The organism is Corynebacterium falsenii (assembly GCF_020099275.1).
In the GTDB taxonomy this organism is placed as follows: Bacteria; Actinomycetota; Actinomycetes; order Mycobacteriales; family Mycobacteriaceae; genus Corynebacterium; species Corynebacterium falsenii.
In genome coordinates this window covers 1,943,016-1,956,170 of record NZ_CP083646.1, presented here as the reverse complement: position 1 = coordinate 1,956,170, position 13,155 = coordinate 1,943,016, and the positions used below count along the sequence as shown (strand labels likewise).

The 13,155-nt window shown below is 63.1% G+C and carries 6 protein-coding genes; 5 read left to right on the top strand and 1 reads right to left on the bottom strand.

Annotation, left to right across the window (positions count from 1 at the left end; genetic code table 11):
- The first annotated feature begins 8 nt into the window (after window positions 1–8).
- Together LA343_RS08560 and lysX are read left to right on the top strand one after the other, a co-directional pair.
- Window positions 9–3,515 carry a hypothetical protein gene (locus LA343_RS08560; protein WP_025402920.1) on the top strand — a complete coding sequence of 1,169 codons (3,507 nt, stop codon included), beginning with the start codon at window positions 9–11 and terminating at the stop codon, window positions 3,513–3,515.
- A 3-nt stretch (window positions 3,516–3,518) separates the two neighbouring features.
- The gene (gene lysX / locus LA343_RS08555; protein WP_025402919.1) at window positions 3,519–6,656 is read left to right on the top strand and encodes a bifunctional lysylphosphatidylglycerol synthetase/lysine--tRNA ligase LysX; all 3,138 of its coding nucleotides are present in this window, start codon (window positions 3,519–3,521) and stop codon (window positions 6,654–6,656) included.
- A 61-nt stretch (window positions 6,657–6,717) separates the two neighbouring features.
- Here the strand turns inward: lysX and LA343_RS08550 are convergent, their stop codons facing one another.
- The gene (locus LA343_RS08550) at window positions 6,718–8,040 is read right to left on the bottom strand and encodes an alpha/beta hydrolase (protein ID WP_025402918.1); all 1,323 of its coding nucleotides are present in this window, start codon (window positions 8,038–8,040) and stop codon (window positions 6,718–6,720) included.
- Window positions 8,041–8,131: 91 nt separating this feature from the next.
- On the opposite strand from LA343_RS08550, the gene ftsY reads away from it, so the two are divergent.
- The 3 genes from ftsY (at window position 8,132) to ffh (ending at window position 13,137) form a co-directional block, all read left to right on the top strand.
- Complete coding sequence (gene ftsY, locus LA343_RS08545) at window positions 8,132–9,748, top strand: signal recognition particle-docking protein FtsY (protein WP_025402917.1); 1,617 nt, start codon at window positions 8,132–8,134, stop codon at window positions 9,746–9,748.
- Window positions 9,749–10,143: 395 nt separating this feature from the next.
- The gene (locus LA343_RS08540) at window positions 10,144–11,463 is read left to right on the top strand and encodes an ammonium transporter (RefSeq protein ID WP_025402916.1); all 1,320 of its coding nucleotides are present in this window, start codon (window positions 10,144–10,146) and stop codon (window positions 11,461–11,463) included.
- Window positions 11,464–11,547: 84 nt separating this feature from the next.
- On the top strand, window positions 11,548–13,137 hold the full coding sequence (ffh, locus tag LA343_RS08535) for a signal recognition particle protein (RefSeq protein ID WP_025402915.1): 1,590 nt from the start codon (window positions 11,548–11,550) through the stop codon (window positions 13,135–13,137).
- Window positions 13,138–13,155: the final 18 nt, after the last annotated feature.

The window sequence follows — 13,155 nt, the reverse complement described above, 5'->3', positions numbered from 1 at the left end:
ATGGTCGCGTGAGTTCAAGCCCAATTTCAGATCCCCAGGACACTCTTCTCCCGTGGGCTTCCACCACGGAAGCCACCCTCGCAGCCCAGTATTCGGACGTGGAATTGTTCGTTGAACTGGATCTCAATGGCGATGAACTAGAGCGGCTCACGCGCTTCTACGGCACCTTCCTGTCCCGGCAACTCGCCGCGGGCTCCGCAGAGGAAGCATTGCTGGAAGCGTGCCCGGCGCTGACCGTGGCCGCACTGCTCGCCCGCGCTGCTCGACTCAACGAAATCAGCGAACTTCCCGCCGAATACTGGTCCGGGCTCGGTATCGAACCGACGCCGCACCGGGTCAGCCTCATCGACGGGCGCTACGCCGACCTGCTGCGCGCGGCCGGACTGGACCCGCTCGATGCCGCAGCGGCTGGGCCGGACGGCGAACTCGGCAGGCTCTTTGCACACGTGGGCATCGCCTCCGACTGGACACCCGAGCTCATCGAGTTCATCGACGCCCGCCGCATGAACGACGAGGCGGAGGAAGACGCCGCGGTTGAGGCAGCCGCAGTGGTCAAGGACTTTGCAGAGAACCACACCCAGATCGGCCCGATGTGCTCCACCCTCCCGGAGCTGGCCACCACCCTCATTACGCCGATCGTGCTCATCGTCCGCCACGCCGCGGAGCACCCGGACACGTGGGAGTACACGCTGCCCTCCACTGTGACGAAGAGCCTTCCGCCGCTCATCCAGGAAGACGTCATCGAGGAACTCCGCGAGCGCCCTGCGGGCACGATGGACCGCCGCCACTCGGTGGGTGTGGCGCACCGAGAAGACCAGCCGCGTGTGCAGCTCGACGTGGAACGCAAGCGCATCGTGCTGCGCTTGCCGGCCCAGCACTTGGAGGACACCCCTGGTGCTGAGATCCGCTGGCGCCTGGACTTCGACGGCCGACCGGCCGCGTTCCGCACCTCTCGTTCGGATGACCCCAGCCGATCCGAATCCGAGATCATGGACATCCCGATCCGCCAGCCGCTGCGTGACATCAGCGTGCGCAACACCGCCGACGGCCAGCACTGGGGCTTGTCGCTGGTGAATTCCACCAACCCCGGCCTCATCTTCACCGTGCGCGGCGCCGACCTGACCGGGCGGGTATCCCTGCACCACGAACAGGTCTACGTGGTGGCCCCGCAGGACTCCACGGCCACCGATCCCGTCCGCGGGGAAACCATCCCGGTACTCAGCGAAGCGGAGATGAAGACCTGGGACGGGTGGGTGATCCGCCTGCTCGACCTCAGCGAGGCACTGAGCCTGCACCTGCAGCGCCCCGGCGATCGCCAGCCCTCCGTGTCCAACGTGCGCGCCGTGGACCCACGCCAACGCGTGCAGTTCCTTGAGCCCGAAAATGCCCTGAGGGACATCACCACAGCCAGCGGCAAGGCGCTGCACACCAGCAGCCTCCAGGTGGAATTCCCTGCCACCGTCTCCGGGGCGGTGGAGATCTGGTTCCTGTCCGTCTCCGCCTATGCCGGCCCAGGCGAAGTCGGTGAAGAGGTTTCCGAGGAGGAGCCCCTAGAGGTGCCCGCCGAGGGTGGCGTGTTCGACGTCTTCGACCCCGACGCGTGGGACAGCCCCTGGGTGGGCGAATACCTTGTGCGCCTGCGCGGGCCCCGCAACGAGTCCTTCCGCCACGAATACGCCCTGGTGGAGGGATTGCGCGTGGAATCCGAGATCCAGGGGCCGGCCACGAGCACACGCCTTCCCGTCAGTGCCGGCCTGAGCCCCGTGACCGTGCGCCTGCTGCCGGGGGAGAAGCCCTTCGAGCGCATCGCCCCGCTCTCTCTCGGCTCGGACGAGCGCTACGCCGACACCGTGGTGGAAACCGATGCCGGCGATGCCCTGCCCGTGCTCGTCAGCCCGCCACGCCTGCAATACCAGCTGCTGCTTCGCGGCGAGGATCCGATGTGGCGCACGGATGCCATCGACATCTCCGCAAGCTGGATCAACACCGAGTCGCGCTTCCGCATCCGCCCCGGCACCACCATCGGCGATCCGCGCGTTGTCATCCGCAACCATCACGGATCTCCGGTGCGCACCATGGCATTGCACACCCTGGATGGGATCACGTGGTGGACGGATTTCCGCGCAGCGGCGTCGTCCTTGGCAGTCATGGCCCAGGGCAGCATCGAGCTGGAGTTCGTGGACACCCGCCGGGTCAGCGTTCGCCTCGCACGAATCCTTCCCGACTTTGAATGGACTGCGGCGATCAACGATGGCACCTTGACCATCGAGGCGCCGGAAGCGGAGGTTGGGCGGCTTTCTGGTCTCGACGCCTGGGTGTGGCCCAACACCGCGCCGTGGTTGCCTGCTCGCGTGGTGAACCTCGATGGCGCGGGCAAGGCCGACCTGCCCGAGGATCTCGTTGATGCTGGCGAGCTCAGCGTGCAGCTATTCAACCGGGATCGCTTTAATCACCTGCGGGCCCCCGTGGCAGCGGGGCAGCGCAGCGTGGTGGTGCCCGCAGAGGGCTTCTACGGCGCCGGCAGCGCAGACTCGGAAGGTGATCCGTGGCTGCAGCTATCCGCGTTCCTGGCTGGGCAGGACGTGGAGATCCCCACCGATCGGGCCGTGCTTTCTACGCTGTGGGATGTGCAGGCCGGTTGGCTGCAAGGCCGCTTCGAGGTGCTGGATAAGCTGCGCGAGGCGCTGGTGCACAACCCGCGCGAGTCCGTTCACGCTATGAGCGAGTCGCTCGTTCCGGCGGCGGATCGCCCAGCGCAGTTCATCGCCTCCGGTCTGGTGCACTCCAAGCTCACCGGGGGAGTGGAGCAGCGCAGTGATTCCCCGTGGATCGCCGCCTTGGAGATTCTGGGCGACCTGTCCTTGGCGGGTGAGGATTCGGCGGAGGCCAAGGATCTCCGCAGTGAGTTGAAGTCCATCGCGGGCGCACCCGTGGCACAAACGGTGGAGACCGGCCGCGATGTCTCACTCGATACGGCGTGCATCGATAGCACCACCGTGCAGATTGCGCACATGGATCCGGCGCAGCAGAAGGCGGTGCTAGATATGTTCTTCGGCGGTGCCGGCGTGGTGCCGGGTGCGTTGAGCGAGGAGAACAGCCGCCTCATCGCAGTGTTTGACACGTTTACTCACCGCGAGGAGCTCTCTGACCTTCTCGGGGACCCCGACCTAATGAAAACTGCTGTCACTTTGTTGCGTAAGGTGAAGGCAGCAAACCGGCAGCTCTACCTCTCGGCGCGCGTACGCTTCGACCGTTTGGAGGGCGTGGACACCGACAACCCTGATAACCGCTGGGCACTCGCCCCGGTGATCTCCATGGTGTTTGCACTGGCCACGCGCATGTACGCACACGGGCGCATGTCGAGTTTGGGCAAGCTGAGAAATGCCTATCCAGGTTGGGCACACATGGCGCGCCTCGTGCCCGATCTGGTCACGGGCGATATCGTCATGGCTGAAGCGATGGTGCTGGGGGTGTTTGGCCCAACAGAACCCGCAGAGGCAGCGGAAAAGGAGTAGGTCGTGCCCGCGAAGAACACAATCTTCCCCAAGGTCGCCGGAAGTTTAGTGTGCATCTACGCACTCATTGCCCTCGTCTTCGGCGCCGGGCACTATTTCGGTTGGCACACGTGGCACATCGAGGCTGTGTTCGACGCGCTCTTTCTCCCCATGCCGGCCTCCTCCCTGGCATGGTCGGTGGCACTATTGGCGCTCGGCTTGGGCCTGTACACCGCCAAGCGTGTGGCCTGGATCGTTGCCGTGGCCGCGCTGGCCCTGCTGAACTTGGGCAACGCGGTATACCTCAGTTATCTGCTCGATCCGATGGTGGAGCAGGACTGGATTACCATCCTGTTCTACTGGGGCGTGGGCATTCAGTTCTTCCTGCTGCTGCTCATGCTGTGGCACCGTCGCGCCTTTGCCGCTGCCACGATGCGCGGCAACATTGTCAAAGCCCTGCTGGTCTGGCTGGGTGGCACCGTGCTGGTGTTCCTCGCCGGTCTCGCCCTCGTTAATCGTTTTCCCGGCTCACTCGTCGGCGAGGAACGCGTGGTCTGGGCGATTAGCCACTCCGCGGCATTTTCGTTGGTCTCCCGGAACATCGAGGGTGGTCACGCGCCGTGGTTCGTCACCATCATCATCTCTGTTCTCTCCACGGTTGTGCTGCTGCTTGCCGGCTTCGTTCTGTTGCGCTCGCAGCGCGGCCAAAATTCGATGGGTAATCGCGACGAACAAGCCCTGCGCGGGCTCATCGAGCGCTACAACGCCAACGATTCCCTGGCCTACTTTGCCACCCGCCGCGACAAATCGGTGGTGTTCGAGCCGAAGGGCAGGGCCGCCGTGACCTACCGTGTGGAGGCCGGCGTGTGCTTAGCCTCCGCTGACCCGGTGGGGGACCCGGACTACTGGGATGCCGCCGTGGAAGCATGGCTGCAGCGCGCGACTAATTACGGCTGGCTACCGGCGGCCATCGGCGCGTCCGAACGTGGTGCCCGCGTCTATGAAAAGCACGGCCTGCTGTCCCTTCACCTGGGCGATGAGGCCGTCATCGACACCAACGAGTTCCACCTCTCCGAGCTCAAAGATGTGCGCCACGCCCGGTCCCATGCGCAGAAGAAGGGCGTGAAGGTGCGCATTCGCCGCCACGAGGCCCTGTCGGCTGAAGAAATGGCGGAGGTGGAAAAGCGCGCCGATGCGTGGCGCGACACCACCGAGGAGCGCGGCTTCTCCATGGCACTCGGTCGCTTGGGTGATCCGGAAGATGGCATGTGCATCCTCGTCGAGGCTCACATCGGCGATAAACCCGTGGGCTTGCTCTCTTTCGCGCCATGGGGCCCAGCGGGTGCGTCGTTGGACCTCATGCGCCGCAGCCCCGATGCGCCCAACGGCGTGATCGAGACCATGGTCGCCGAGCTGTGCGCGGACGAGTCGATCCGCCGCGTGTCCCTCAACTTCGCCGTGTTCCGCAAGCTGTTTGCCAGCGAAAACGAGGTGGCGGTGTCGAAGATCCGCCGCGTTGCCCGCTCGATCCTGGCTTACCTGTCCAAGTGGTGGCAGATGGAAACCCTCTACCGCTCGAATCAGAAATACGATCCGCTGTGGATCCCGCGGTACCTGTCCTATCCGTCCTCCCTGTCGATCGCCCGGGTATCGATCGCCGCTGGTGTGGCCGAGGGGTTCTTGCCCGAGATTGGTTCTTCCGATCGACGCCGCCACGCCCTGTACGACCAACCAGAAGCTGTTCTGGCGATCGAACATGTGCGCCGCGCTGCAGCGGGCCAGAAGAAGCGCGATTCCGAACAAACGGTTGTGCGGGTGACCAAGGCCCGCGCGATGCAGCGCGAAGGCGTGGATCCCTGGCCAGAGGCCGTGCGCCCCACCCACACCTGCGCCGGCGTGTTGGAATGCGACGAAGGCACTCCGGCCCGGGTCGCAGGCCGGGTCGTTGCCCGACGCTGCTTCGGCGGAGTGACCTTCGTGGATGTGCGCGATGCCTCAGGCATGCTGCAGTTGATCCTGGAGGACCGCATGGCCGTGGACCTCGGTGACCTCATCGCCGCCTCCGGAACAGTGGGGTACTCTCGCACGGGGCATAAGTCTTTACTCATCACCGACTGGACCACCGAGGCGAAATCCCTGCACCCGCTGGTGCGCCGTGGGGCGGGCATCGTGGACCTCAACGCCAAACTTCACGCTCGCTCGGCCGTGCTGCACGCCTTCCGGCTGGAACTGGTCGACCGTGGGTACGCAGAAGTGGAGACTCCCGTGCTTCAAGCCGTCCATGGTGGCGCGAACGCGCGGCCGTTCGTTACCCACATCAACGCGTATAACCAGGACCTCTACCTGCGGATCGCCCCCGAGCTATACCTCAAGCGTCTGTTGGCTGGAGGCGCAGAGCGCATCTTTGAGATGGGGCGGGTGTTCCGCAATGAGGGCGTGGATGCCACGCACAACCCCGAGTTCACCGTGTTGGAGGCCTACGATGCTCACGGTGACTACGACTCCATGCGTCTTGTCACGCAGAAGCTCATCCAGCGCGCAGCCCGCGCCGTCAACGGGGAGGAGGCTGTGCCGGCGCCGGACGGCTCGATGGTGAGCATCGCTGGCGATTGGCCAGTGAAGACCGTGCACGGTGCGGTGTCGGAGAAGGCCAGCGAGGCGCTTCATCGGGACGTGACGGTTGCGCCAGAGTCTCCCAAAGACAGCCTGTCCGAGCTGTGCGTAGAGCTGGGAATCGAGATCAAGCCGGGCTGGGACGCGGGCGAGATCGTCCTCGAGATGTACGAACACCTCGTGGAGGCAACCACCCAGGAGCCCACCTTCTACACCAATTTCCCCACCAGCGTGTCCCCGCTGACTCGAAAACATCGCAGCATTTCTGGCGTCACCGAAAGGTGGGACCTAGTGGCATGGGGAGTTGAGCTGGGCACGGCCTATTCGGAGCTGACCGATCCGCTGGAGCAGCGAGCGCGCCTAGAGGCGCAATCGCTCAAGGCCGCGGGCGGGGATCCCGAGGCGATGGAAGTGGATGAGGCATTTCTGCGGGCGTTGGAAAACGGCATGCCTCCTACAGGTGGCCTGGGCATCGGCGTGGATCGGGTGATCATGCTGGTGACGGGGAAGACAATCCGCGATGTGGTGGCCTTCCCGCTGACCACCTAGCAATCGCAGGGCAGCGCGGAGGGGAACCCCTTTTGCTGGGGCCTCCTCCGGGGTGTTTTCGTTAGCTTTGGCGGGGTAGGGGGTGCCCAGGGAGCACCTGGGGCGTGATACCGGACCATTCGCCCACAACGGGGAAGAATTTCTTCATCGCCGCGCGCCAGGTGATGAAGTTGTGGCCACCAGGGACAGTCTCGAACGAGGTCTCCATACCCGCCTCGCGGGCTAACTTGTTGAGAGTCCGCAGATCCTTCTGCGCAGTGCTGTCCTCCACGCCGGCAACGAAGAGCCCGCGATGGCCAGGATAGCGACGGGTTTTCAGCAGGTCTTCGGGGTTGTGCTCGCGGAAGTTTTGTTCCGAGTTGTTGAAGAAGTCGCGCACGGTGGAGGCGTGGCTGTCGCCATCATTGGGGGTTATCTCTCCCGAGAAATCGAGGAAGTTGCCATAGGAGTTGGGGTTGTTGACGATGGTCTGCAGGGCGCAGGTACCGCCGTAGGACAGTCCTCCGATGGTCCAGTGCTGGCGGTCAGGCGTGGCGCTGAACTCTTCCGAAATCCATTGCGGAAGGTCTTCGGAGAGGAAGGTTTGGATATTACCCTTGGCGGAATTTGTGCATACAGGGTTGTCGAACACCCCGCCTGTGGCATCCGCAGTGACGACGATGGGAGAGACCCCGCCGTGGTTGCGCTGGTAGTTGTGGGCTGCGAGTCCCACTTCACCCTGGCTAAACCACTGGTCAGTGGTGCCGGGAATGCCGTGCATGAGCACCAGTACTGGAAGCTGGGGGCGCGGATTGGTGAACCATGCCGGAGGAAGGTACACGTAGGACTCGCGCGGGTGAAATTTGGACTTGGGGGTTGGGGGTGTACCGGTGACGACCGTTCCTTCCGCAGCGATGGGCTGCAGAATCTTCGGCTTCCATTCGGCCAGGGGCACACTCGGCGCACTCTGCAGGGCGGAGACTTTCTCCTCCTTGTAGGGAGTCTCCATATCGAGGGAGTTGACGTCCGGGAACAGCGCGTAGAACTGGTTCGTCACAAGAAGGGAGGAAAGAACGGTCAGCAAAGCCGGGATAAGCGTCCAAGACTTCTTCCACGTGGAAGCAATCGTCCAAATGGACAGGAAGAGAGCAAGAATGGCGAGGGTTGCGGACGCGACCGCCCCCACGCTGAGCTGATCCGAAGGAACTCCAAAGCCTAAGAGGATCTCCACGTAACTGCCCACGCCCAGAACCACGCCGGCGATCACGGCGATCACGAGGGCCTTCACGCGGTGGTGCCGTGGCAGAGCGATCACGATGATCAGCAGGCAGATTGCGAGGAGTGCCCACGCGAGGGCTGCGACGGCTGGACTGATGAGTGAGTATCCACGGATATGATCGAGCACGCCTCGATAGTAGAGGAACGGCCTGTGGCTTTAAGACACCCGGGGGACCAGGTTCCAACATGGTGAGGTGATATCTGCTTCACTAGAACTTATGAATAGCACCGTTTTGTGGATCATCATTGGCGTTGTTGTCCTTGTGATCATTGCGGCGATCATCATTGCCGTTGGTCTCAAGCGCAGCAAGGCCAAGCAGATCTCCTTCGAGAAGAAGGATGAACTCGAACAGAAGAAGCCCTCAAGTGGCGATTACCAGGCACAGGGCGGCTTCAACTTCACGGCGGGTGGCGCTGGGGCTGCAGCAACGCCGGGGGCAGCAGGGTCTGGCGCTACCGCGGAGAAGGAACCCGTTCTTCGTGATGGACAGGAACTGAAGCAGCCGGAGCCTAAGGCCGAGCCCGGCAAGGCCAAGCCTGCCTCGGACTCGGACGTGACGGACTCGCCCACAACGGCTGCTGCGAGCCCGTCCCCAGCTGTCGCTCCGGTAGAGCCAGCAGAGCCAGCTGAACCAACAGAACCAGCAGAACCGAAGGCACCCGCGCCGACCGAGCCAGCCGCCGCGCCTGAGCCGGAAAAGCCCGCCGAGCCTAAATCGGCTGACGAAGAGGGCGAGTCTGACAAGCCGGTAGCCGAGCCCACGCAGAAGCCTGCAGCACAACCACAGCAGAAGACGGTTGCGGAGCCGGTAGCGGAACCCCAGCAGCCGCAGAAAGCACCGGAAGCTGCTCCTGCCACCGAGACCACCACGGCAACCCCAGCCGTCACCCAAGAGCAGGCACGCGAGGACATCGCCCCGGTCGAAGGCCGCCTCGGCAAGCTCCGCGGCAGCCTGTCCAAGTCCCAAAACGTCATCGGTCGCGGCGTGCTCGGCATCCTCAGCGCCGGTGACCTCGACGAGGACGCGTGGGAGGAAATCGAAGACACCCTCCTCATGGCCGACCTCGGCACCAAGACCACGCTGGCCGTGGTGGAGGATCTGCGCGAGCGCATCGCCGTCAATGGTGTCTCCAGCGAGGCCGAAGCCCGCGCCATGCTCCGCTCCGCGCTTATCGACGCCTGCAAGCCGGATATGGATCGCTCCATTAAGGCCATGCCCTACGACGGCAAGCCCGCGGTCATCATGATGGTCGGCGTGAACGGCACCGGTAAGACCACCACCACCGGCAAGCTCTCGCGCGTTCTCATCGGGATGGGCCACAAGGTCCTGCTCGGCGCCGCCGATACGTTCCGTGCGGCCGCAGCCGACCAGTTGGAAACCTGGGGGCGTCGAGTAGGGGCCGAAACCGTGCGTGGCGCGGAAGGGGCCGATCCGGCATCCGTGGCGTTCGACGCGGTGGCCAAGGGCATCGAGAAGAACGTGGACGTGGTGCTCATCGACACCGCTGGTCGTCTCCACACCTCCGTGGGCCTCATGGATCAGCTGGGCAAGGTCCGCCGTGTCGTTGAGAAGAAGGCCAAGGTCGATGAAGTCTTGCTCGTTCTCGACGCCACAGTTGGTCAAAATGGCCTCATACAGGCTAGGACGTTCCGGGAGGTTGTCGATATCACGGGCGTGGTGCTCACCAAGCTCGATGGCACCGCCAAGGGTGGCATCGTGTTCCAGGTCCAGGAGGAGCTGGGTGTGCCCGTGAAGCTCGTGGGACTTGGCGAGGGTGCCGACCACCTCGCGCCCTTTGAGGTTGAAAGCTTCGTGGACGCACTGCTCGGTTAGCGACACTCAAGCGACCCGGCTCGCGCCGGGGAGCTAGCCAGAAGTGGCGAAAGCGCGCTACCCATAACGGGTGAGCGCGCTTTTGTCGTGCCTAGGGGCGCTTTGTCTAGGATCCTTGAAGCCGCGCCGGGGAGCGTTTCATCACCTCAAGGCATCGAATATCTGCACATATACGTTTGTGTGCAAAACATGTAACACAACGGTAACCGAATTGTCGCGATAGTTTACATCCCGGAAATCATCTATGACTTTAGAAGAAACATCCAGAGGTTTAGATAGAACTCGCACGCAAGCCGTGGTGGAAGCGATACGGCATCCCTAGCAGTTTTGACTGAGACAGCGCGGGAAATCTCCACACCTTGCATGACCTAAGGAAGATTCAAGAGGAGTTTCAGATGACCCCCGAAGAGACGATGGCCGCCAGCGGTAATGCGTCATGGATGCTGATCAGCGCCGCCCTGGTGCTGCTCATGACCCCAGCATTGGCACTGTTTTATGGTGGCATGTCGCGGCAGAAGTCCGCGCTCAACATGATGATGATGTCCTTTGCCTCCATGGGCGTGGTAGGCGTGGTGTACATCCTGTGGGGCTGGTCGATGTCCTACGGCACCGAATCGATCGGTGGAGTGTTCAGCAACCCGCTGCAATTCTTCGGACTGAAGGATTCCATCACCGACGCAGCCGGTAATTACATCGTTGGCGCTAACGGATACGCCAACATCATCGACGTGGCCTTCCAGATCACCTTCGCCATGATCACCGTGGCCATCATCACCGGATCCCTGGCCAATCGCGTGAAGTTCCGCACCTGGATGGTCTTCACCGCAGCTTGGGTCACCTTCGCGTACTTCCCGATGGCCCACATGGTGTGGGGCGGCGGCCTGCTGGGGCACAGCGAGGACAGTATCGCAGCCAAGCTCTTCGGAACCGTCGTGGAGGACGGCAAGACTGTTGCCGCCATCGCCCCCATTGACTTCGCAGGCGGTACCGTGGTCCACATCAACGCTGGTATCGCTGGCCTAGTTCTGGCTCTGGTTATCGGCCAGTCCCACGGCTTCCTCAAGGGCAAGGACCGCCCGCACAACCTCCCTCTGGTCATGCTCGGCGCCGCTCTGCTGTGGTTCGGATGGTTCGGCTTCAACGCCGGTTCGGCCTTCGCCGCCAACGGCCTTGCCGGCCTGGCATGGATGAACACCACCGCCGCAACCTGCACCGGTATGCTCGGCTGGCTCACTGTTGAGCGCATCCGCGACCACCGCGTGACCTCCCTAGGTGCCGCATCGGGTGTTGTGGCAGGCCTCGTCGCCATCACCCCCGCCGCGGGTAGCCTCACCCCGATGACCTCCCTCATCGTCGGCTTCATTGGTGGCTGCCTCGCCGCCATGGGCGTTGGCCTGAAGTACCGCTTTAAGTTCGACGACTCCCTGGACGTCGTTGGCCTGCACCTCGTTGCGGGTGTCTGGGGCACCCTGGCCTGTGGTCTGTTCGCCGACAAGATCGGCCTGCTCACCGGTGGTGGCGTGGATGGCCTCAAGCTCCTGGCCGTCCAGATCATCATCGCCGCCTTCGCCGCCGCATACTGTGCGATCGTGACCACGATCATCGCCCTGATCCTCAAGGTCACCCTGGGCTGGCGCATCAGCCACGAGGAAGAAACCGCAGGTATCGATACCTCCCTGCACGGTGAAACCGCATACGACTACGAGATGAGCTAGATTCTCGAAACTGATCTCCCTCACTGTAAGGTGGGGGAGATTGTTGTATCTGTCGTTAATTTGAGTTAGGGAGACACGAACAGCGTGTTTGAGTCACTTTCTGATCGCCTATCAGGAGCCCTGAAGGGCCTCCGCGGTAAAGGCCGTCTGACCGAAGAGGACATCAACACTACGGCGCGAGAGATTCGCCTTGCGCTACTGGAGGCCGATGTCTCCCTCCCCGTTGTTCGTGCGTTCATCAAGCGGATCAAGGAGCGCGCCCAGGGGGCAGAGGTTTCCGAGGCGCTCAACCCGGCCCAGCAGGTCATCAAGATCGTCAACGAGGAGCTGCAGAACATTCTCGGTGGCGAGACCCGCCGCCTGAACCTGGCCAAGAACCCGCCCACGATCATCATGCTCGCCGGTCTGCAGGGTGCAGGTAAGACCACCCTGGCCGGTAAGCTCGCCCGTTACCTGTCCAAGCAGGGCCACACCCCGATGCTCGTGGCCTGTGACCTCCAGCGCCCGGGTGCGGTGCAGCAGCTGCAGATCGTCGGTGAGCGCGCCGGTGTGAAGACCTTCGCCCCAGATCCCGGCACCAGCCTGGATTCCCACGAGCATGAGATGGGCACCAGCCACGGTGACCCGGTGGACGTTGCCCAGCGCGGTATCGAAGAGGCGTACCGTTCGCAGCACGATATCGTCATTATTGACACCGCCGGCCGCCTGGGTATCGACGAAGAGCTCATGCGCCAGGCGCGAAATATCCGCGATGCCGTGGAGCCGGACGAGGTCCTGTTTGTCATCGACGCGATGATCGGCCAGGATGCCGTGACTACCGCCGAGGCCTTCCGCGACGGTGTGGACTTCACCGGCGTGGTTCTCACCAAGCTCGATGGCGACGCCCGAGGTGGTGCCGCCCTGTCGATTCGTGAGGTGACCGGCAAGCCGATCATGTTCGCCTCCACCGGCGAGAAGCTGGAAGACTTCGACGTTTTCCACCCCGACCGCATGGCCAACCGCATCCTCGGCATGGGCGATGTGCTCACCCTGATCGAGCAAGCCGAGCAGGTCATGGATGCGAAGAAGGCCGAGGATTCGGCCGCGCGCTTGGCATCCGGTGAGCTGACCCTCGAGGACTTCCTGGATCAGATGATGATGATCCGGAAGATGGGGCCGTTGGGCAACATCTTGAAGATGCTTCCGGGTGGTTCCCAGATGTCTCAGATGGCCGACATGGTCGATGAGAAGCAGCTCGACCGCATTCAAGCCATTATTCGGGGTATGACGCCGCAAGAGAGGCAAGACCCGAAGATCCTCAACGCATCTCGCAGGAAGCGCATCGCCAATGGTTCGGGTGTGAAGGTCGCCGAGGTCAACCAGCTCGTTGAACGCTTTTTCGAGGCGAAGAAGATGATGGGCAAGATGGCCGGCCAGTTCGGCATGGGTGGGCGCTCCGCAACGAAGAAGCAGAAGAACCATCGCAAGGGCAAGAAGGGGAAGAAGGGCAAGAATAAGAACATGAACCGGCGCCCTCAGGGAATGCCGGGGATGCCCGGAATGCCTGGCGGGGGTATGCCCGGAATGCCTGGCGGCGGCATGCCCAACATGAACGACTTGGAGAAGATGAAGGATCAGCTCCCCCCGGGCTTCGACAATGTCGATCTGAGCAAGCTGAACTTCGGCAAGAAGTAGCGGGCTAGAGGCCGTGCG

Coding starts and splice junctions, on each gene's coding strand:
- LA343_RS08540 (WP_025402916.1), top strand. CDS start 10,144: ATGACCCCCGAAGAGACGATGGCCGCCAGCGGTAATGCGTCATGGATG.
- ftsY (WP_025402917.1), top strand. CDS start 8,132: ATGAATAGCACCGTTTTGTGGATCATCATTGGCGTTGTTGTCCTTGTG.